The sequence below is a fragment of the Plantibacter sp. CFBP 8775 genome (genome assembly GCF_014839505.1).
In the GTDB taxonomy this organism is placed as follows: domain Bacteria; phylum Actinomycetota; class Actinomycetes; order Actinomycetales; family Microbacteriaceae; genus Plantibacter; species Plantibacter auratus.
In genome coordinates this window covers 176,157-197,115 of record NZ_JACYNV010000002.1, presented here as the reverse complement: position 1 = coordinate 197,115, position 20,959 = coordinate 176,157, and the positions used below count along the sequence as shown (strand labels likewise).

Annotated in this window: 22 protein-coding genes; 18 read left to right on the top strand and 4 right to left on the bottom strand. The window is 68.2% G+C overall.

All coding sequences use genetic code 11. From position 1 onward, the window contains the following. Positions 1–25 precede the first annotated feature (25 nt). Entirely contained in the window at positions 26–934 is a 909-nt protein-coding gene (gene prmC, locus IFR14_RS13545) for a peptide chain release factor N(5)-glutamine methyltransferase (protein WP_241160911.1), read from the top strand. Positions 935–1,154: 220 nt separating this feature from the next. On the opposite strand, the gene IFR14_RS13540 is transcribed toward prmC, so the two are convergent. After that, positions 1,155–1,793 carry an HAD-IA family hydrolase gene (locus IFR14_RS13540; protein ID WP_342365704.1) on the bottom strand — a complete coding sequence of 213 codons (639 nt, stop codon included), beginning with the start codon at positions 1,791–1,793 and terminating at the stop codon, positions 1,155–1,157. Between the two features lie 125 nt (positions 1,794–1,918). Here IFR14_RS13540 and IFR14_RS13535 point away from each other — a divergent pair, with 125 nt between their 5' ends. From IFR14_RS13535 to IFR14_RS13460, 16 genes are all read left to right on the top strand, one after another. Then, positions 1,919–2,716: a glycosyltransferase gene (locus IFR14_RS13535; RefSeq protein WP_191941410.1), complete on the top strand. Its 798-nt coding sequence runs from the start codon at positions 1,919–1,921 to the stop codon at positions 2,714–2,716. After that, on the top strand, positions 2,713–3,684 hold the full coding sequence (locus IFR14_RS13530) for an NAD-dependent epimerase/dehydratase family protein (RefSeq protein WP_191941409.1): 972 nt from the start codon (positions 2,713–2,715) through the stop codon (positions 3,682–3,684). The genes IFR14_RS13535 and IFR14_RS13530 overlap by 4 nt, the downstream gene beginning before the upstream one ends. A gap of 12 nt (positions 3,685–3,696) precedes the next feature. Then, positions 3,697–5,517: a polysaccharide biosynthesis protein gene (locus IFR14_RS13525; protein ID WP_079002758.1), complete on the top strand. Its 1,821-nt coding sequence runs from the start codon at positions 3,697–3,699 to the stop codon at positions 5,515–5,517. Beyond that, positions 5,514–6,500, top strand: a complete 987-nt coding sequence (locus IFR14_RS13520; protein WP_191941408.1) for an MraY family glycosyltransferase — start codon at positions 5,514–5,516, stop codon at positions 6,498–6,500. The genes IFR14_RS13525 and IFR14_RS13520 overlap by 4 nt, the downstream gene beginning before the upstream one ends. A gap of 73 nt (positions 6,501–6,573) precedes the next feature. Beyond that, the gene (locus IFR14_RS13515) at positions 6,574–7,242 is read left to right on the top strand and encodes an L-threonylcarbamoyladenylate synthase (protein WP_191941407.1); all 669 of its coding nucleotides are present in this window, start codon (positions 6,574–6,576) and stop codon (positions 7,240–7,242) included. Continuing rightward, positions 7,239–8,504 carry an MraY family glycosyltransferase gene (locus tag IFR14_RS13510; RefSeq protein WP_191941406.1) on the top strand — a complete coding sequence of 422 codons (1,266 nt, stop codon included), beginning with the start codon at positions 7,239–7,241 and terminating at the stop codon, positions 8,502–8,504. Before IFR14_RS13515 ends, IFR14_RS13510 begins: the two co-directional genes overlap by 4 nt. Beyond that, entirely contained in the window at positions 8,501–8,986 is a 486-nt protein-coding gene (locus tag IFR14_RS13505) for a hypothetical protein (RefSeq protein ID WP_085513235.1), read from the top strand. Before IFR14_RS13510 ends, IFR14_RS13505 begins: the two co-directional genes overlap by 4 nt. Positions 8,987–9,261: 275 nt before the next feature. Further along, positions 9,262–10,041, top strand: coding sequence for a F0F1 ATP synthase subunit A (atpB, locus tag IFR14_RS13500; RefSeq protein WP_175117868.1), 780 nt, complete (start codon positions 9,262–9,264; stop codon positions 10,039–10,041). Positions 10,042–10,087: 46 nt separating this feature from the next. Beyond that, entirely contained in the window at positions 10,088–10,321 is a 234-nt protein-coding gene (gene atpE, locus IFR14_RS13495) for an ATP synthase F0 subunit C (protein ID WP_064295310.1), read from the top strand. 30 nt (positions 10,322–10,351) lie between these two features. Next, a complete protein-coding gene (locus IFR14_RS13490; RefSeq protein ID WP_064295311.1) occupies positions 10,352–10,903 on the top strand; it encodes a F0F1 ATP synthase subunit B in 552 nt (183 codons plus the stop codon). Further along, entirely contained in the window at positions 10,903–11,700 is a 798-nt protein-coding gene (locus IFR14_RS13485) for a F0F1 ATP synthase subunit delta (RefSeq protein WP_191941405.1), read from the top strand. The genes IFR14_RS13490 and IFR14_RS13485 overlap by 1 nt, the downstream gene beginning before the upstream one ends. 109 nt (positions 11,701–11,809) lie before the next feature. Then, the gene (gene atpA / locus IFR14_RS13480) at positions 11,810–13,438 is read left to right on the top strand and encodes a F0F1 ATP synthase subunit alpha (protein ID WP_071262368.1); all 1,629 of its coding nucleotides are present in this window, start codon (positions 11,810–11,812) and stop codon (positions 13,436–13,438) included. A 3-nt stretch (positions 13,439–13,441) separates the two neighbouring features. Continuing rightward, complete coding sequence (locus IFR14_RS13475; protein ID WP_064295314.1) at positions 13,442–14,335, top strand: F0F1 ATP synthase subunit gamma; 894 nt, start codon at positions 13,442–13,444, stop codon at positions 14,333–14,335. A 47-nt stretch (positions 14,336–14,382) separates the two neighbouring features. Beyond that, positions 14,383–15,849 (top strand): F0F1 ATP synthase subunit beta, encoded by a 1,467-nt coding sequence (gene atpD, locus IFR14_RS13470; RefSeq protein ID WP_064295315.1) that lies wholly within the window; start codon positions 14,383–14,385, stop codon positions 15,847–15,849. Positions 15,850–15,851: 2 nt separating this feature from the next. Further along, a complete protein-coding gene (locus tag IFR14_RS13465) occupies positions 15,852–16,127 on the top strand; it encodes a F0F1 ATP synthase subunit epsilon (protein ID WP_064295316.1) in 276 nt (91 codons plus the stop codon). Between the two features lie 4 nt (positions 16,128–16,131). Beyond that, positions 16,132–16,893, top strand: coding sequence for a peroxide stress protein YaaA (locus tag IFR14_RS13460; RefSeq protein ID WP_191941404.1), 762 nt, complete (start codon positions 16,132–16,134; stop codon positions 16,891–16,893). 10 nt (positions 16,894–16,903) lie between these two features. Here IFR14_RS13460 and IFR14_RS13455 read toward each other — a convergent pair whose 3' ends face one another. Beyond that, positions 16,904–17,491: a DNA-3-methyladenine glycosylase I gene (locus IFR14_RS13455; protein ID WP_191941403.1), complete on the bottom strand. Its 588-nt coding sequence runs from the start codon at positions 17,489–17,491 to the stop codon at positions 16,904–16,906. Next, a complete protein-coding gene (locus IFR14_RS13450; RefSeq protein ID WP_228501987.1) occupies positions 17,488–18,036 on the bottom strand; it encodes a methylated-DNA--[protein]-cysteine S-methyltransferase in 549 nt (182 codons plus the stop codon). The genes IFR14_RS13455 and IFR14_RS13450 overlap by 4 nt, the downstream gene beginning before the upstream one ends. 108 nt (positions 18,037–18,144) lie before the next feature. On the opposite strand from IFR14_RS13450, the gene IFR14_RS13445 reads away from it, so the two are divergent. After that, positions 18,145–19,113, top strand: coding sequence for an aldo/keto reductase (locus IFR14_RS13445; protein WP_191941402.1), 969 nt, complete (start codon positions 18,145–18,147; stop codon positions 19,111–19,113). A gap of 9 nt (positions 19,114–19,122) precedes the next feature. Here the strand turns inward: IFR14_RS13445 and IFR14_RS13440 are convergent, their stop codons facing one another. Then, positions 19,123–20,889, bottom strand: a complete 1,767-nt coding sequence (locus IFR14_RS13440) for a BCCT family transporter (protein WP_446728089.1) — start codon at positions 20,887–20,889, stop codon at positions 19,123–19,125. Between the last annotated feature and the right edge of the window lie 70 nt (positions 20,890–20,959).

Here is a 20,959-nt window from a genome sequence, read left to right as displayed (position 1 = left end):
GCCGCCCCAGATGATGACCTCGCTCATGCCCAGCACCCCTTCCGCCGCCGCCGCAGACACCCCGTCCGCCGGCCACCCTGCGACCGTCGAACTCGCGCGCCGACACGCCGTCGAGATCCTCACCCGCGCAGCCGTGCCGTCACCCGACGTCGACGCGGAGCTCCTCCTCGGACACGTGCTCGGTCTCGGTCGTGGTGCCGTGCAGGCCGCGGCGATCACCGGTCGCGTGCTCGACGCCGAAGAGCGCACCGTGTTCGCCGAGCTGGTCGAGCGTCGGGCCGCGCGCGAACCGCTGCAGCACATCACCGGTCGCGCCGCGTTCCGTTCGATGGAACTCGCGGTCGGACCGGGCGTCTTCGTCCCGCGCCCCGAGACCGAGTCGGTCGTGCAGTTCGCGATCGACGCGCTCCGGGCCGTGCCGATCCCTCGGCCCATCGGCGTCGACCTCGGCACCGGCAGTGGAGCCATCGCGCTGGCGATGGCGACCGAGGTCCCGAACGCGGCGATCTACGCGACCGAGAACTCGGTCGAGGCGTTCATCTGGGCGAGACGGAACTTCGCCGAATCCGGTGCCGACAACGCCACCGTCGTCTTCGAGCACCTCGCCGACGCCTTCCACGAGCTCGACGGCTCGGTGGACGTCGTGATCTCGAACCCCCCGTACGTCCCGGACGACGCGATCCCGCGCGATCCCGAAGTGCGTCTCCACGACCCCTCGGCCGCGCTGTACGGCGGGCCGGACGGTCTCGACGTGGTGCGTCAGGTGTCCGCCACCGCGCAGCGCCTGCTCCACCGGGGCGGCACGCTCATCATCGAGCACGGTGAACTCCAGGGGCAGGCCATCCGCGAGCTGCTCACGGCCGACGGCTGGCACGCTGCGGCGACCCACCGCGACCTCACCACCCGCGACCGCACCACCATCGCGATCCGCTGACGCGTCGCGAGCCCGAGCTTCTCCGCTCCGGAGGCCCCTCTTCCGGTCCCTGAGCCTGTCGAAGGGCGAGTCCGAGCCGTGGATCCGCCGCCCTTCGACAAGCTCAGGGACCGATGGGTCGGCTCAGGGACCGATGGGTCGGCTCAGGGACCGATGGGTCGGCTCAGGGACCGGTGGTTCGGTTCGGTGGCCGGTGGGACGTACCGCCCGGTGGGCCGAGTCAGGGTGTGGCCGCCACGAAGGCGTCGACCGCGGCGTCGAGTCCCGCGACGTCGAAGGCGCCTGAGGCGTCCTTCGTCAGCTGGAACGCGTGCATCCCCACGGCCTCGGCGCCCGCGCAGTTCGCCGCGGAGTCGTCGATGAGCATGGTGCGGCCGGGTGCGACGCCGTACCGGCTGAGCGCGCGGGTGTAGACACGGGGCTCGGGTTTCTCCGCTCCGAGGACGGCGGATACGAGGTCGTTCTCTCCGAGGAGGGCTGCGGCTTCGGGAGCCAGCCGCGCGAAGGAGTCCCGGAACGGGATCGGATTGTTCGACAGCAGGGAGACCGTGCCGAGGGTCGCGGTACGGGCGAGGGTGGCCAGGACGCCGGGAACCGGCGTCATCGCCGCCGCGCGGGCCTCGCGCCACTCCTCGAGGGACAGCGGGTACCCGGTGACCTCGGCGAACACCGCCAGATAGTCGTCGCTCGTCGGGTACTCACCGATGTTGGCCGCGGCCTCATGCCCGCCGACCCACCACAGCTTCGCGAGCCGGTACTGGCTCACGCCCGTCAACCGGGAGAGCGCCGGGAGGCGTTTCCGGAAGTCGTAGTCGTACAGGGTCTTGTCGCAGTCGAAGAAGAACACACGCTCTGGCACCACTCCAGTATGCGGCCCCGGGCTCCCAGGACCGGACGCGGGCAGCACGTAGACTGACCAGGCGCGTCGGGCCCACGTCCGTCGTGCCTCGGCGGTGCCGTCCCCGCCGCCGGAGAGGGTGAACCGTGGACCGTCCAGTGACCGCCTGCATCGTCATGTACCGGAACGATCGCGACAAGCTGCGTGCGGCCATCGACTCGACCCTCGGGAGCCCGCTCGTCGAGACGCTGTACCTCGTCGACAACTCGCCGACGGACGAGCTCCGAGACCTCGTGGCCGACCCGCGGGTCGAGTACCTGCACAACCCCTCGAACCCCGGCTTCGGCGCCGCCCACAACCTCGCGATCGCGAAGGTCCTCGGGCGTTCGAAGTTCCACATGGTGGTCAACCCGGACGTGTACTTCGAGCCGGAGGCGATCGAGCAGCTCCACGAGTTCATGCTCGAGCACCCCGAGGTCGGGCACGTCATGCCGAAGGTGCTGTACCCCGACGGATCCCTCCAGTACCTGGTGAAGCGGAACCCCTCCGTCTTCGACCTGTTCGCCCGCCGGTTCCTGCCCGGTCCGCTGAAGCCACTCGTCGCGAAGCGCATGGCCCGCTACGAGTACCGCGACATCGACGAGAACCCGGCGCACGACTACAACAAGACGATGTTCGACGTGCCCTACCTCTCGGGCTGCTTCATGTTCCTCCGGACCTCCACCCTGCACCGCGTCGGCTTCTTCGACGAGCGGATCTTCATGTACATCGAGGACGCCGACCTCACCCGTCGCTTCCTCCAGGTGTCCCGGACCGCGTACTACCCCGGCGCGACGATCCACCACCACTTCGCGAAGGGCTCGCATCACAACCGGAAGCTGATGTGGTACTCGATCCAGGGGGCCTTCGTGTACTTCCGCACGTGGGGATGGTTCGGACGATGAGCCGGGTGCTCGTGACCGGTGCGACCGGCTTCATCGGGACGAACCTCGTCCCCGTCCTCGAGGCGGCCGGACACGAGGTCGTGCCGTTCTCGTTGCGCGGGTGGACGGGGGAGCCTTTCCCCGCGGATGTCGACGTCGTGGTGAACCTCGCCGGGAAGGCGCACGACCTCGACGGCACCGCCTCTCCCGAGGTGTACCGCCGGATCAACACCGACCTCGCCGAACGCGCGTACGTCGCCTTCCTGGCGTCGGACGCCGCCACCTTCATCCAGCTGAGCAGCGTCGCCGCGGTGAACGAGGCGACGGTCGACGGCGTGCTCGACGAGTCCGCCGAGCCCCACCCGGTGACCGCGTACGGGAAGTCGAAGCTCGCAGCCGAGCGGCTCCTGCTCGCCGTCGAACCGCCCGCCGGTCGCCGGACGATCGTCCTCCGTCCGACGATGGTGCACGGGCCGGGGGACAAGGGCAACCTGCGCCTCCTGTTCGGTCTGCTGTCCCGCGGTATCCCGTACCCGCTCGACGCCTTCCGCAACGAGCGCAGCTTCGTGTCGATCCAGAACCTCACGTGGGCGATCACGAGCATCATCGACACGCCCGCCGTCACGACGGGTGTCTACCTCGTCGCCGACGACGAGCCCGTGTCGACGGGGCACCTCGTCACCCTCATCGGCGAGGTCACCGGTCGCCGGGTCCGTCGCCTGGCGCTCCCACCGGCCCTCGTGCGGTTGGCGGCCGCCGTCGGCGATCGCGTCCCCGCCGTGCCGCTCAACTCCGGGCGTCTCGCGAAGCTCACCGAGGACTACCGCGTCTCCGGAGCCCGACTGCTCGGTGCACTCGGGCACGAGCGCATGCCGACGGCGACGGACGACGGTCTCCGGTCCTCGATCGCAGCGCTCGCCGCGGAGCGCGGTGCGCCCGGCCCCGACGCGCAGTCCGTGCGCAGCCAACGCGAAGCCGGCGATCGGTAGGATCGACACGTTATGACCTCCACGCTCCCCGACGCCCCCCGTAGATGGACGCAGGCGCCCGGTCCTCGTTTCGCCGCGAAGACCGCCCTCGACGCACTGTGCTGGGTGCTCGCCATCGTGGTCGCCCAGCTCGTCCGGTTCGAGCTCGAGTACGAGCGCGTGGCCCTCGTGGGGACGGTCCTCCTGTGCGTCATCGCTGTGGTCGCCCAGCTCGTCGTGGCCTACCTGTGGAGCTACTACCACGGCCTGCACAGCTTCGGCAGCTTCTACGAGGCGAAACAGCTCATCGTCGTCGCGCTGATCGTCACCGCGATCCTCATCGCGGTCAACGCGGTGTTCGGCGTCGCGTGGGGGGTTCCACGGTCCACCACGGTGATCGCGTTCCCGTTCGCGATCGTCTTCATGGGCATCACGCGCTACGTCAAGCGACTCTTCGTCGACAGCCGCAGCCGGCCGATCGAGGCGCAGCGCGTCCTCGTCTACGGAGCCGGTGCGCTCGGGATGTCGATCATCCCTCGGCTCATGCGCGACCCGCAGTCGCCCTACCTCCCGGTGGGTGTCATCGACGACGACCCCTCGAAGCGCAACTTCCGCATCGCCTCCGTCGCCGTGGTCGGCACGGGAGCCGACCTGGTGGCGGCCGTCAAGCGCACCGGGGCGCAGGCGCTCATCATCAGCATCGCGGACGTCGACAACGACTTCATCCGCCAGGTCAGTGAGCGAGCCGACGAGGCGAAGCTCCGGGTGCTCGTCGTGCCGCCCATCGACACGATGCTGGCTCCCGGGACGGGCGAGAGCGCGCCGAGCCTGCGCGACCTCAACGTCGAGGACTTCATCGGCCGCAACACCGTCGACCTGCAGGTCGAGAGCATCGCGGGGTACCTCACCGGCAAGCGCGTGCTCGTCACCGGTGCCGGCGGATCCATCGGCTCCGAGATCGCCCGGCAGGTCAACCAGTTCGGTCCGGCGGAGCTCGTCCTGCTCGACCGCGACGAGACAGGGCTCCACACCACGCAGCTCTCGATCTCCGGACACGGTCTGCTCGACACCAAGGAGGTCGTGCTCGCCGACATCCGCGACCTCCCGTCGCTCATGGAGATCTTCGAGGACCGCCGTCCCGACGTCGTCTTCCACGCGGCAGCGTTGAAGCACGCTCCGATGCTCGAGCAGTACCCCGACGAGGCCTGGAAGAACAACGTCCTCGGCACCCTGAACGTGCTGAACGCGGCGCGGGCCGTCGGCGTCGGCACCTTCGTCAACATCTCGACCGACAAGGCCGCGAACCCGACGACCGTCCTCGGCTACAGCAAACGCATCGCCGAGAAGCTCACCGCCTGGATGAGCGCCCAGGAGACCGACGCGCGCTACCTCTCGGTCCGGTTCGGCAACGTCATCGGCAGCCGCGGCTCCGCCATCCCGGCGTTCACCGCCCAGATCGAGGCCGGCGGTCCGGTCACGGTCACGCATCCCGACGTCACCCGCTTCTTCATGACGATCCCCGAAGCGTCGAAGCTCGTCATCCAGGCCGGCGCGATCGGCGACCCGGGCGAGGTCCTCATCCTCGACATGGGCCGTCCGGTCCGCATCCTCGACGTCGCCAAGCGCATGATCGCCGCGTCCGGCAAGGACGTCGAGATCGTGTACACCGGTCTCCGGCACGGCGAGAAGCTGCACGAGGTCCTCATCGACACCGACGAGATCGCCGACCGCTCGAAGCACCCGAAGGTCTCGCACACGCGGATCCAGCCGCTCGACCCGGCACTGCTCGACATCGCCGTCTGGCGGGAGACGATCGCCGACGAGGGCGCCGGCACCCACCACCTGGTGCAATGACGGTTGCCATCCTGGCGGGGGTGTTCGCGCTCGTCGTGAGCCTGCTGTCCCAGCTCGCCATCCGCCCGATCCTCATCCGTCGGTCGGTCGTCGACACCCCGAACCACCGATCCATGCACGTCACCCCGACGATCCGCGGGGGAGGGATCGGCGTCGCCGTCGCGGTCGCCGTCGGTCTCGGCACGGCGGCGGTCCTGCTCCACAGCCTGCCGCTCTGGATCGTCGCCGCCGTGTCGGTCGTGAACGCTGCCATCGGAGCCGTGGAGGACGTCCGCGGACTCCCCGTCCGGGTGCGCTTCGGGTTGCAGGTCGTGCTCGGACTCGTGGCGACCTGGGTGCTCGTCGTGTCGATGGCCGCGAGTTTCTGGTGGATCCCGCTCGGGATCCTGGCACTCGTCGCTTACACGAACATCGCGAACTTCATGGACGGCGTCAACGGCATCTCCTCGATGCACGGCACGGTCGTCGGCGGGTTCTACGCCGGTCTCGGCGCCGTGGCCGGTCTCCCGGGCGTCACGGCAGCCGGCCTCGTCGTGGCGGCCGCGTTCCTCGGGTTCCTGCCGTGGAACCTCGCTCGGCGCCGGATGTTCCTGGGCGACGTCGGCAGCTACCTCCTCGGCGGCTCCCTCGTCGCGGTCGCCATCTACGCGGCCTTCAGCGGTATCTCCTTCGTCGCGCTGATCGGCCCGGTCCTCGTGTACGTCGCGGACACCGGGACGACGATCATCGCGCGCTGGCGGCGGGGGGAGCCGCTGCACGAGGCACATCGCAGCCACGTGTACCAGCGTCTCGCCGCCGGCGGACTCGGTCACCTCGGGTCCACCGCCGTCGTCAGCGTCGCGACCCTCGCCACCGGACTCCTCGGGGTGGTCGTCGCGACCGGCGCCTGGCCCTTCCAGGTCCTCGCCGTCCTCGGCATCCTGCTCGTCCTCGCCGTCTACCTGTGCCTGCCCAGACTGCTCGGAAGACGCCCGAGGCTATGATTGAGCGTCGTCACCCCGATCATCCGGCCGACTGATCACCGATCGGCGGCCCCGTTCAGCCAGGACCCACCACATGCCGCAGACCTTCGATTGCCAGGATCACGCGCAGCTGCTCGCCGGGATGCGCCTGGCGCGGACGGCCCTGGCGAGGGGTGAGCTGGTCGTGCTCCCGACCGACACGGTCTACGGGGTGGCCGCCGACGCGTTCTCGCCGGCCGCGGTACAGCGCCTGCTCGACGCGAAGGGTCGGACCCGGCAGTCACCGCCGCCCGTCCTCGTCTCGGGTGTGAACACGCTCGAGGCCTTGGCGGCGTCCGTGCCCGATGCCGTGCACCGGCTGGTCGAGGCGTTCTGGCCCGGCGGCCTGACCATCGTGCTCGACGCCCAGCCGTCGCTCGCCTGGGACCTCGGCGAGACCGCCGGTACGGTCGCGCTCCGGATGCCGTCGAACCCGGTGACCCTCGAACTCCTGCAGGACACGGGCCCGCTCGCGGTCTCCTCGGCGAACCTCACCGGCCGACCGGCCGCCACCTCCGCCGCTGCCGCGCTCGAGATGCTCGGCGACTCGGTCTCGGTCTACCTCGACGGCGGCGAGAGCGGCGAGCAGTCGTCGACGATCATCGACGCGACCCGACTCGGCACGGCCGACGAACGGATCGTCGTCCTGCGCGATGGAGCCGTCTCCCGCGAGGCGATCCGCGGCGTGGTGGGCGATCTGCTCCCCGAGCCGCGCGAACCATGAACCAGTTCTCCGGGTACCTCATCGTGCTCGTCGTGAGCGCGGGCATCACCTTCGGCTTCGCACACCTCGCGCGGCGGGTCGGTGTGAAGTACGGTCTCCACCCGCCGATCCGCGAACGGGACGTCCACCAGACGCCGACGCCGCGCCTCGGTGGGGTCGCGATGTTCATCGGCATCCTCGTCGCGTTCGGCGTGGCCTGGCAGCTGCCCTTCTTCGACCTCGTGTTCGCCGATCCGGAGCCGGTGCTGGCGATCCTCGGTGCCGCCCTGTTCATCGTCGGCATCGGTGTCGCCGACGACCTGTGGGACCTCGACTGGATGATCAAGCTCGCCGCGCAGTTCATGGCGGCAGGGCTCGTCGCCTGGCTCGGTGTGCAGATCTACTCCCTACCCATCGGTGGACTGACGGTCGGTTCGTCGTGGGTGTCCTTCTCGATGACGGTCTTCGCCATCGTGCTCGTGATGAACGCGATCAACTTCGTCGACGGACTCGACGGGCTCGTCGCCGGTGTCGCCGTCATCGCGAACACCGTGTTCTTCGTCTACACCCAGCTGCTCGTGACCTCCACCGGGGCGAGCGACTACTTCAACCTCGCTTCGCTGATCGCCGCGATCCTCGTCGGTGCGTGCCTCGGCTTCCTCCCGCTCAACTGGCACCCCGCCCGACTGTTCATGGGCGATGCCGGTGCGCTGCTCGTGGGGCTGCTCATGGCGACCTCCGCAGCCGCCGTGACCGGCCAGGTCGACCCGGCTGCCCTGGGCCGCACGCAACTCTTGCCCGCGTTCATCCCGATCCTGCTGCCGTTCGCCATCCTGGTCGTGCCGCTCGCCGACTTCGTGCTGGCCGTCCTCCGTCGTCTCCGCGCCGGCAAGTCGCCGTTCAGCGCCGACCGGATGCACCTCCACCACCGGCTGCTCGACCTCGGTCACAGCCAGGTGCACGCCGTCCTCATCTTCTACGGCTGGACGGTCGTCATCTCCGTCGGATGCCTGGCGTTCTTCGCGGCCCCGACCTGGCTGGCCGTGCTCTTCGTCACCGTGGGCGTCGTCACCTGCACGGCGTTCACGCTCCTGCCGATCGGTCGCCGCAGGCGGGCCGACCGGCTCGCGCAGCGCGTGGCCGCCGGCACGGAGGGCGCTCCCGGGTCGGCGCTGTACGATCGGCTCGACGAGGCCTCCGGGCAGCGCGACCCCGAGGCGCCCGTGAGCGGCGACACCCTCGACACCCTCGACTCTCTCGCCAAGAAGGACCAGCACCCATGACTCCTCCCGCCCAGGCCGGCTCGCACGCGAGCGCCAACCGGGTCTTCCGCACGGCACTCCGGTACAGCGCGCTCCTCGCGCTCGTGATCGCCGTCGTCGGGGGAGTGGTCGGCTGGAGCGTCGACGGTTCCCGCGGCCTCACGAGTGCGCTCATCGGCACCGCGATGGCGCTCGTGTTCCTCGGCATCACCTCGGTGAGCATCCTCTTCGCCAACCGCTGGTCCGGCCAGGAGTTCTTCGTCGGCATCCTGTTCGGGGTGGTGATGGGCAGCTGGCTCGTGAAGTTCGTCATCTTCCTCGTGCTCGGCTTCATCCTGAAGGACCAGCCGTGGGTCAACGCACCGATCCTGTTCGGGAGCGTCATCGTCGGTGTCGTCGGATCGCTCGTGATCGACGCCGTCGTGGCGGCGAAGGTGCGGGTGCCCTACGTCTCGGACGACATCCTCCCGAAGGCGTCGCCGCAGGACTCCGACCAGGGCTGACGCTGCGGACGCATCCAGGTCGCGCGGGAGCATGCCGGAACCGGTATCCGAGGCACAGCCGAGGTCCCAGCTCGGAATATAGCCGTGGAATACCACCCCTGGGTTCGTCGGGGCCGGGTTTCCTTGCTAGACTCGTCAACGAATCCTCCCACTAGCACCGCTTCGGCGTGCGGCGAGGAGACATCCCCCCTGTTCGTCGCCGCGAGAGCTCTGCTCCACGCCCCCGAAACTGGAGATACGTGCTGTTCGCTAACGCCGTGCACCTGATCGCACCGATGGCCGCCGAAGATGGCGAGTTCCACGGTCCGTCGATCGACGAGTTCTTCCCCGACATCATCCTCTTCGAGGGCACGCCCTTCGCGATCAACCGGGTCATCCTGATCCGGTTCATCGCGGTGATCGCCCTCCTCCTGTTCTTCTGGCTGTCGACGCGCAAGATGCGCCTCGTCCCCGGCCGCGCGCAGAGCCTCGCCGAGATGGGGCTCGGCTTCGTCCGCGTCAACATCGCGGAAGACCTGCTCGGCAAGAAGGACGGCCTCCGGTTCCTGCCGATCCTGACGACCATCTTCTTCATGGTCCTCGCGATGAACCTGACGGGCATCATCCCCGGGCTGAACCTGGCCGGTACCTCGGTCATCGGTGTCCCGTTGGTGCTCGCACTGGTGTCCTACGTCACCTTCATCTACGCCGGTATCAAGAAGAGCCCGGGCAAGTTCTTCAAGAACTCCCTCTTCCCCTCCGGGGTGCCGTGGCCGGTGTACATCATCGTCACGCCGATCGAGCTCATCTCGACCTTCGTCATCCGCCCGCTCACGCTGACGCTCCGACTCCTCATGAACATGATCGTCGGGCACCTGCTCCTCGTCCTGTTCTTCGCGGCGACGCAGTTCTTCATCGTGAACCTCGGCGGATGGTTCGCCCTGATGGGTGTCGGGACGCTGGCCTTCGGCCTCGTCTTCACCCTCTTCGAACTCCTGGTCGCAGTCCTCCAGGCCTACGTCTTCACCCTCCTCACCGCGGTCTACATCCAGCTCGCGGTCGCAGAAGAGCACTAATCGAGCCCGGCACCCGCCAGGTCTCACCCAACGGAAGGAAACAAACGTGGACGCAACTACCGTTCTCGCCGCCCTTGAAGGAAACATCGCGACGGTCGGTTACGGTCTCGCAGCCATCGGCCCCGCCATCGGTGTGGGTATCGTCGTCGGCAAGACGATCGAAGGCACCGCGCGTCAGCCCGAGCTGGGTGGTCGTCTCCAGGTCCTCATGTGGATCGGTATCGCCTTCACCGAGGCGCTCGCCTTCATCGGCATCGCGACCTACTTCATCTTCGTCTAAGCCCCCTTTCACATCTCCGAAGGAGGCAAGATGTTTGATGCAGTGATCATCGCTGCTGAAGAGGGCGCTCCGACGAACCCTCTCATCCCAGCGGTCTACGACATCGTCTGGTCTGCCGTCGTCTTCATCATCATCCTCGGCTTCTTCTGGAAGCTGGTCCTGCCCAAGGTGCAGAAGCTCCTCGACGACCGCGCAGCGGCCATCGAGGGCAACATCGCCAAGGCCGATGAAGCGCAGAAGCAGGCCGAAGCGGCGCTCGAGCAGTACAACGCTCAGCTCGCCGAGGCCCGTCAGGAAGCCGGCCGCATCCGCGAGCAGGCTCGTGTCGAGGGTCAGACGATCCTCGCCGAGCTCAAGGAGCAGGCCACGGTCGAAGCCGCTCGCGTCACCGCGAGCGCTCAGGCACAGATCGAAGCCGAGCGTCAGGCGGCCGTCGTGTCGCTGCGTGCCGAGGTCGGCACGCTCGCGCTCGACCTCGCCAGTGGCGTCATCGGCGAGACGCTGAACGACGACGCGAAGGCCACGGCGGTCGTCGACCGGTTCCTCGCGGACCTCGAAGCGTCGGAGAAGGCAGCCAAGTAATGGGAAGCGCGACCAGAGAAGCACTCGCCTCGTCGAAGGAGGCCCTCGCCGCCCTCGGCGCCGGGGCCGATCTGGCCACCGCGGACGGACTGTTCGCAGCGGGCCGGGCCATCGGCGGCTCGAGCCACCTGAGCGCGGCGCTCAGCGACCCCGCAGCCGACGCCGGTGCCAAGCGCACCGTCGTCGAGCGGATCTTCGGCACCCAGCTGAGCGCGCAGGCGCTCGGCCTGCTGCAGACCGTCGTCTCCGGCCGCTGGTCCAGCGAGACCGACCTGCTCGCAGGCATCGAGGAGCTCGGCCTCCGGGCCGCCTCGATCTCCGCCGGTGCGCAGGGCGACATCGAGGCCGAGTTGTTCGAGTTCGGGAAGCTCGTGTCGAGCAACCACGAGCTCGAACTCGCGCTCAGCAGCAAGCTCGGTTCGTCCGCTGCGAAGGGCGCCCTGGCGGCGTCCCTCCTCGCGGGCAAGGCGAGCCCGCAGACCGTCAGCATCGTCGGTCAGCTCGTGCAGCAGCCGCGAGACCGTCGGATCGGAGAACTGCTCCGGTACGCATCAGGCATCGTCGCCGACCAGCAGGGCCTCGCGGTCGCCACGGTCACGGCAGCCGCACCGATCGAGGCGTCGCAGCTCCAGCGCCTCGAGCGCCACCTCGCCACGGCCTACGGCCGTCAGGTGAAGATCAACCAGGTGATCGACCCCGCCGTCGTCGGTGGACTGCGCGTGCAGCTCGGGGACGACGTCATCGACGGCAGCCTCGCTGCCCGACTGAACGACCTCCGTCTGCAACTGGCCGGATAACGGCCCGTGCAGCGCGGGGACCGGCCCGACGGTCTCCACAACTCAAGACGTTGATCCTGACGGATCGCACCTCTCGGAACCCCCGGGTTCCACAACCAAAAGGAACATGATGGCAGAACTCACGATCAGCCCAGACGAGATCCGGGATGCTCTCAAGGACTTCGTCAAGGCCTACGAGCCCGGCACCGCCGCGGCCACCGAGGTCGGACGCGTGATCGATGCCGCTGACGGCATCGCCCACGTCGAGGGCCTCCCGGGCGCCATGGCGAACGAGCTCCTCCGCTTCGCGAACGGCACCCTCGGCCTCGCGCTGAACCTCGACGAGCACGAGATCGGCGTCGTCGTCCTCGGTGAGTTCGACGAGATCGTCGAAGGCATGGACGTCACCCGCACGGGCGAGGTCCTCTCGGTCCCCGTCGGCGACGGCTACCTCGGCCGTGTCGTCGACACGCTCGGCAACCCGATCGACGGCCTCGGCGAGATCGCCAGCACCGGCCGCCGCGCACTGGAGCTCCAGGCTCCCGGCGTCATGCAGCGCAAGTCGGTTCACGAGCCGCTCCAGACCGGCATCAAGGCGATCGACGCCATGATCCCCGTCGGCCGTGGCCAGCGCCAGCTCATCATCGGCGACCGCCAGACCGGCAAGACCGCGATCGCGATCGACACCATCATCAACCAGAAGGCCAACTGGGAGTCGGGCGACGTCAACAAGCAGGTCCGCTGCATCTACGTCGCCATCGGCCAGAAGGGCTCGACCATCGCCTCCGTCAAGGGTGCGCTGGAAGAGGCCGGCGCGCTCGAGTACACGACGATCGTCGCCTCGCCTGCGTCCGACCCGGCCGGCTTCAAGTACCTCGCTCCGTACACCGGTTCGGCCATCGGCCAGCACTGGATGTACGAGGGCAAGCACGTCCTGATCATCTTCGACGACCTGTCGAAGCAGGCCGAGGCCTACCGTGCCGTCTCCCTCCTCCTCCGTCGTCCGCCGGGACGCGAGGCCTACCCGGGTGACGTCTTCTACCTGCACTCCCGTCTGCTGGAGCGTTGCGCGAAGCTGTCCGACGAACTCGGCGCCGGTTCGATGACGGGTCTGCCGATCATCGAGACCAAGGCGAACGACGTCTCGGCGTACATCCCGACCAACGTGATCTCGATCACCGACGGTCAGATCTTCCTGCAGTCCGACCTCTTCAACTCCAACCAGCGCCCCGCGGTCGACGTCGGTATCTCCGTCTCGCGCGTCGGTGGTGACGCTCAGGTGAAGAGCATCAAGAAGGTCTCCGGAACGCTGAAGCTCGAGCTCGCGCAGTACCGCTCGCTCGAGGCGTTCGCGATGTTCGCCTCGGACCTCGACGCGGCCAGCCGCCGTCAGCTCGCCCGAGGCGCCCGCCTCACCGAGCTGCTCAAGCAGCCGCAGTACTCGCCGTACCCCGTCGAGGAGCAGGTCGTCTCGATCTGGGCCGGAACCAAGGGCAAGCTGGACGACGTCCCGGTCGAGGACGTCCTCCGCTTCGAGCGCGAACTGCTCGACTACCTGGGTCGGAACACCGAGGTCCTCACCACGCTGCGCGACACGAACGTGCTCGACGACGACACCGTCTCGAAGCTCGATGCCGCTGTCGACCAGTTCAAGCTCGAGTTCCAGACGGGCGAGGGCGCTGCCCTCGGTTCGGAGCAGGTCGAGGAGCTCCCGGTTGAAGACGTCAACCAGGAGAAGATCGTGAAGGGTCGCCGCTAGTCCATGGGCGCTCAACTCCGGGTCTACACGCAGAAGATCAAGTCTGCGCAGACGACCAAGAAGATCACGAAGGCGATGGAGCTCATCGCCGCGTCGCGCATCCAGAAGGCGCAGGCGCGGGTGGCGGCATCCGGACCCTATTCTCGTGCGATCACTCGTGCCGTGTCCGCCGTCGCGACGTACTCCAACGTCGACCACGTGCTCACGACCGAGCCGGAGAAGGTTGAGCGGGCTGCGGTCGTCGTGTTCGCATCCGACCGAGGCCTCGCCGGCGCCTTCAACTCGCAGGTCCTCCGTGAGGCCGCCGAGCTGACCGAGCTCCTGCGTAGCCAGGGTAAGGACGTCACGCACTACCTCGTGGGCCGGAAGGCCGTCGCCTACTTCACGTTCCGACGGATGCAGGCTGCAGGGGAGTGGGTCGGCAACACGGAGAACCCCGACTTCGCCACGGCGCAGGAGATCAGCGAGTCCATCCTCAAGGCGTTCCTCACGGACGCCTCCGAGGGTGGCGTCGACGAGATCCACATCGTCTACAACCGCCTCGTGAGCATGATGACGCAGACCCCCGAGGTCGTCCGTCTCCTGCCGCTCGAGGTCGTCGAAGGCGTCGAGGAGCCCACCGACACCGCTGTGCTGCCGCTGTACGAGTTCGAGCCGGATGCCGAGAGCGTGCTCGATGCACTGCTCCCGAACTACATCGAGAGCCGGATCTTCAACGCGCTGTTGCAGTCCTCCGCCGCGAAGCACGCCGCGACGCAGAAGGCTATGAAGTCGGCCAGCGACAACGCCGACAAGCTCATCACCGACTACACCCGCCTCCGCAACAACGCGAGGCAGGCCGAGATCACCCAGCAGATTTCCGAAATCGTTGGTGGCGCAGACGCGCTCTCGTCCTAGTCATCGCAACACGCACACGTATCTGTAGAGACAGAGAAGAGAAGAACATGACTCCCACCGCAACTGCCGAGCAGGGCGCTGCAGAGGTGAAGGCCGGCGCCGTCGGCCGCATCTCCCGCGTCACCGGCCCGGTCGTCGACATCGAGTTCCCGCACGACGCGATCCCGGGCATCTACAACGCCCTGAAGACCAGCGTCGTGATCGGCGAGCAGACGATGGTCCTCACGCTTGAGGTCGCACAGCACCTCGGCGACGACCTCGTGCGCGCCATCGCCCTGAACCCGACGGACGGCCTCGTCCGCGGCCAGGAGGTCACCGACACGGGTTCGCCCATCTCGGTGCCCGTCGGCGACGTCACCAAGGGCAAGGTCTTCAACGTCATCGGCGAGGTGCTCAACGCCGAGCCCGGCGAGCAGATCGAGATCACCGAGCGCTGGCCGATCCACCGCCAGCCGCCGTCGTTCGACCAGCTCGAATCGAAGACGCAGCTGTTCGAGACCGGCATCAAGGTCATCGACCTCCTGACGCCGTACGTCCTCGGTGGCAAGATCGGTCTGTTCGGTGGTGCCGGTGTCGGCAAGACCGTCCTCATCCAGGAGATGATCCAGCGCGTCGCGCAGGACCACGGTGGTGTGTCGGTGTTCGCCGGTGTCGGTGAGCGCACCCGTGAGGGCAACGACCTCATCCACGAGATGGAAGAGGCGGGTGTCTTCGAGAAGACGGCCCTCGTGTTCGGCCAGATGGACGAGCCGCCGGGAACGCGTCTCCGCGTCGCCCTCTCCGCGCTGACTATGGCGGAATACTTCCGCGACGTCCAGAAGCAGGACGTGCTGCTCTTCATCGACAACATCTTCCGCTTCACCCAGGCCGGTTCCGAGGTGTCGACCCTGCTCGGTCGTATGCCGTCCGCCGTGGGGTACCAGCCGAACCTCGCAGACGAGATGGGTCTCCTCCAGGAGCGCATCACCTCGACGCGTGGTCACTCGATCACCTCGCTGCAGGCGATCTACGTCCCCGCCGACGACTACACCGACCCGGCACCGGCGACCACCTTCGCGCACCTCGACGCGACGACCGAGCTCTCCCGTGAGATCGCGTCGAAGGGTCTGTACCCGGCCGTCGACCCGCTGACCTCGACGAGCCGTATCCTCGACCCCCGCTACCTGGGTGCCGACCACTACCGCGTCGCCACCACGGTCAAGCAGATCCTCCAGAAGAACAAGGAACTGCAGGAGATCATCGCCATCCTCGGTGTCGATGAGCTCTCCGAGGAAGACAAGATCACGGTGTCGCGTGCGCGCCGGATCCAGCAGTTCCTCTCGCAGAACACCTACATGGCGAAGAAGTTCACCGGTGTCGAGGGTTCGACCGTTCCGCTCAAGGAGACGATCGAGTCGTTCGACGCCATCGCCAAGGGTGAGTTCGACCACGTGGCCGAGCAGGCCTTCTTCAACGTCGGTGCCATCTCCGACGTCGAAGAGAAGTGGGCTCAGATCCAGAAGGAGAACGGCTAGTCATGGCCTCCGCTCCTCTGACCGTGAGCGTCGTCGCGGCCGACCACGAAGTGTGGTCGGGCCCGGCACGCCAGTTGATCGCGAAGACCGTCGACGGCGAGATCGGTATCCTGCCCGGCCACGAGCCGATGCTGGCCATCCTCGCCGCCGGTGAGGTCCGTGTCACGCTCGAAGACGGCTCGAAGATCGTCGCGAACGCTGAAGACGGCTTCCTGTCGGTCGAGAACAACACCGTCACCGTCGTGGCCGGCAACGCCACGCTCGTGACCAGCTCCTGATTCGGTGCTGATCCTCCTTCCCCCTTCGGAGACGAAGCGGGACGGCGGCGACGGACGAGCCCTGGACACCGCCCTGCTGCGGTTTCCAGGGCTCTCCTCGTCCCGGAACGATGTCGTTGACGCCCTGGTGTCGCTCGCTGCCGATGAGACCGCGACGGTCAAGGCCCTGAAGCTCGGTCCCAAGCAGCTCGGTGAGGTCCAGCGCAACCGCGTGGCGGCGACGTCCGCGACGATGCCGGCGATCGACCGGTACACGGGGGTGCTGTACGACGCGCTCGAAGCAGACACGCTCTCAGCGGACGCGCGACGCTTCGCCGCTGAGCACCTGGTCGTGCACTCGGCGTTGCTCGGCCCGGTCGGCGCGCTCGATCCCATTCCGGCCTATCGGCTCTCCCACGACTCCAGGCTCCCGGGGTTCGTGCTCAAGCGGCACTGGGCGGGGCCCGTCGCCCGCGAGTTGAACGTCGTCCCGGGTGTCCTGTTGGACCTGCGCTCGGAAGGCTACGCGGCGCTCGGGCCGTTGCCGGCCCGCGTCGGGGCCGTCTACCTGCGTGTGCTCACGGTCGGCGACGATGGCCGCCGCCGCGCGCTCAACCACTTCAACAAGCAGGGCAAGGGCCGGTTCACCCGCGCGGTGTTGGAGGCCGGTGTCGACCACCCTGATGTCGACTCGTTGCTCGACTGGGCGCGATCGACCGGATGGGTGCTCGACGTCCACGCCCGTGCCGACGACGGTCGAGCGACCGAGCTCGCCCTCGTCGTCTGACCCCTCCGGATCAGGGAGCGCTGTCGGAGCGCCAGCAGCCGACGAGGTGGTCGTCGACGAGGCCTCCGGACTGCATGAGGGCGTACATCGTCGTCGGGCCCACGAAGCGGTAGCCGCGCTTCCGCAGGTGGGCACTGAGTGCGGTGGACTCGGGGGTCACCGCGGGGACCTCGGTCCACTGGGCGAACCGCGCGGGCCGTGGCGGGGGAGCGAAGCTCCAGAGGAGCTCGTCCAGGTCGTCGCCCAGCTCGACGGCGGTGCGGGCATTGCCGATGACCGCGTTGATCTTCCCGCGGTGGCGGATGATCCGGGCGTCATCGAGCAGGCTCTCGACATCCGCCTCCGTCATGGCTGCGACGGCGTCGAGGTCGAAGCCGTGGAACCGTTCCCGGAACGCCGGTCGCTTCCGAAGGATCGTGATCCAGGAGAGCCCGGCCTGGAACCCTTCGAGACTGATCTTCTCGAAGACCTGCCGCTGTCCGTGGAGCGGCACGCCCCACTCCTCGTCGTGATAGCGCTGGTACTCCGCGTCCGTCCCGGCCCAGGCGCAGCGGGTCAGGCCGTCGGTGCCGACGATGGTCGGGGAGGCTGGACTCATCGGCGGTACGGGATCCCTTCGTGGTCGAGGAGCCAGCGTTTGGTGGCCGGTCCGTCTCCGCCAGAATAGCCCGTCACGATCCGCCCGGTTCCGAGGACGCGATGACAGGGGATGAGGAGCGCGATGGTGTTCGCCCGAACCGCCTGGCCGGCCGCCCGGCCGCCCTGCGGGGCACCGGCCGCGGCCGCAAGGGCGCCGTACCCGATGGTGTCGCCGAACGGCACTTCGCCGAGTGCCGACCAGACCGCCTGCTGGAACGGCGTGCCGGTCGTGACGAGCGGGAGGTCGAACACGGTGCGTCGTCCGCGGAAGTACTCGTCGATCTGCTCCGCGGCGTCGAGGAGGACCGCGGTGGGGCGTTCGTCCACCCCGTCGAGTGGGAGTCGCCCGTGGTGCTCGAAGCGCACGGCTGAGACCGCGTCGTCGACGGAGCGGAGCTCGATCCGCCCCACCGGTGTCGGCATCCTGAGGAAGCCCTCGGCGGTCGGGTCGGCGATGACGGAGCAGGGGAGTACGGGATCGGTGATGGTGAGGTGTGTGGTCATGCACCGAGCGTAGGAAGCCCGTGATCGGCGCGATGCGTCGCGTGGGCCTGGCCGCGGCGTCGGGGGCCGACGGGTGCCTGTGGAGGACGCTCGGGCTAGCCTGGATGCATGTCTGATCTCAACTATCGCCCACTCGGTCGCAGCGGCCTCCTCGTCTCAGCGGTCGGTATCGGCTGCAACAACTTCGGACGCGAGGGCACGGTCACCGAGAGCCTGGACGGCACGCGAGCCGTCGTCGACACGGCGATCGACGCCGGGGTCACCCTCTTCGACACCGCGGACATCTACGGCCGGGAGTACGGGCTGAGCGAAGAACTCCTCGGGCAGGCGATCGCCGGGCGGCGGGATGAGATCGTGCTCGCTACCAAGTTCGGCCATGTGGACTACGAGAGCCCGATTCCGAACTGGGGGGCCAAGGGCTCCCGTCGCTACATCCGGCTCGCGGTCGAGGGCTCGCTCCGCCGTCTGGGCACCGACTGGATCGACCTGTACCAGCTGCACACCCCCGACCCGTTCACGCCGATCGAGGAGACGATCGCGGCCCTGGACGAGCTCGTCCAGGAGGGGAAGATCCGCTACGCCGGCCACTCGAACTTCGCCGGTTGGCAGCTGACCGAGGCGGACTGGGCGGCTCGTACCGCCGGCCACCCCGCCTTCATCTCGGCCCAGAACGAGTACAGCCTGCTCGTCCGGGGCGCGGAGCGCGAGCTGTTCCCGGCCATGCGCGCCGCCGGTGTCGGCTTCCTCCCGTACTTCCCGCTCTACAACGGCCTGTTCACGGGGAAGTTCTCCCGCGACGGCGGGCCGGCCGACAGCCGCATCATGCGCCAGCGCAAGCACCTCCTCGACACGGCGCCCTGGGATGCGATCGAGGCCTACCAGGCCTTCTGCGACGAGCGCGGCATCTCCATGCTCGAGGCGACCTTCGGCTGGTTGCTCGCTCAGGACGGGCTCACGAGTGTCATCGCCGGTGCGACCACTCCGCAACAGATCCGCGCGAACGCCGCGGCCGGTTCGGCGTGGTCGCCGACCGCCGAGGAAGCGGCCTGGATCTCGGACCGCTTCCCCGTCGGTTGAGCCGTCCGGTCAGTCCTTCGAGCGGCGCTGCTCCGGGTCCTGCGTCTGCGGTTCCGTGGATGCGGCCGATGACCCCGGTGCGTCCGGGGACGCGAGCTGCCGGAGGTTGAGCTGGGCGGTCATCGTGCCGAAGTGCTCCGTGACCTGCTCCGAGACCTGATCCGACAGCTGTTCGCTCACGTCGGCTGAGACGCTCTCGGTGAGCTCTGCGGCGAACAGGCGGCGCTTCGCCCGCTGCTCCCGTCGCACCTCGATCCCGAATGCCTTGAACGACGAGATGCACATGAGGATGATCACGACGCTGAAGGGCAGCGCGGTGATGATGGCCGCCGTCTGCATCGATGCGAGACCGCCGGCAATCAGCAGCGAGATGGCCAGGAGGCTCGTCACGAGCGCCCACGCGATCCGCACCCGGTTCCGCGGTTCCGTGCCGCCGGTGGTGAGCATGCCCATCACGAGCGATCCCGAGTCGGCCGAGGTCACGAAGAACAGGAGGATGAGCAGCAGGGCACCGACGGTCGCGATCGATCCGCCGGGGAGCCCGGCGAGCATGTTGAACAGGGCGGTGTTGAGATCCACCGGGCCGTCGGCGCCGCTGAAGTCACGGCCCTCCAGCGACTGCATGATGGCGGTGCCGCCGAGCACGGCGAACCAGAGGAAGGTGACGAGGGTCGGGACGAGCAGGACGCCGAGCACGAACTGCCGCACGGTGCGTCCCTTCGAGATGCGGGCGATGAAGACGCCGACGAAGGGCGCCCACGACATCCACCAGCCCCAGTAGAAGGTCGTCCACGAGGACTGCCAGGCCTCGCCCGCCGCACCCTGGTACGCGGAGACGTTGAAGGTGAGCCCGACCACGTTCTGGAGGTAGGCGCCCATGGCCTGCACCCATTCGCGGAGGAGGAACAGCGTCGGGCCGGCGAACAGGACGAAGAACAGCAGCAGCGCCGCGAGGACGAGGTTGGTGTTCGAGATCCACTTCATGCCCTTGTGCACGCCGGAGACGAGGGAGAAGATCGTGACGCCGGTGATCACGAGGATGAGGATGACCTGCGTGACGATGTTCGGTTCGGCGATGCCCGTGTACCCGAGCCCCGCGGAGATCTGCAGCACACCGAGGCCGAGCGAGGTCGCGACGCCGAACACGGTACCGATGACGGCGATCGCGTCGATCGCATTGCCCCAGCCGCCCTGCACGCGCTTGCCGAGCAACGGCTCGATCGACCACCGGATCGACATCGGGCGCCCCTTGCGATGCACAGCGTACGCCAGCGCCACACCCACGACCGCGTAGATCGACCAGGCGTGGAGTCCCCAGTGGAGATAGGTCTGACTCATGGCCTGCTGGGCCAGGGACTGCTGGGAGCCCGTGACCCCGGGGCGCGGCTCGAGGAAGTGTGTGAGCGGCTCACCGACACCGTAGAAGACCAGGCCGATCCCCATTCCGGCGGCGAACAGCATGGAGAACCAGGACAGGAGCGAGAACTCCGGTTCGTCGTCGTCCTTGCCGAGCTTGATGTCGCCGAACTTCGAGACGGCGAAGACGATCGCCACGATGACGAACCCGGCGACGAGCAGGACGTAGTACCACCCGAGGCCTCCGATGATCCCGGACTGGATGGCGTTGAAGACGGACTCGGCCTGTTTCGGGAGCAGGATCGAGAACAGCGCGACACCGAGGATGACCACGAGGGCCGGCCCGAGCACCCAGGGGATGACCTTCGCGGGGGCGCCACCAGCCGCCGCGTCGGAGGTGGGGATGGTCTTCGTGCTCACGTGTGCGCTCCTCGGGCCGTGCGGGCGACCCTGCGTCGCCACGATCATCAAGGGTAGGGAGCCGCGGCGA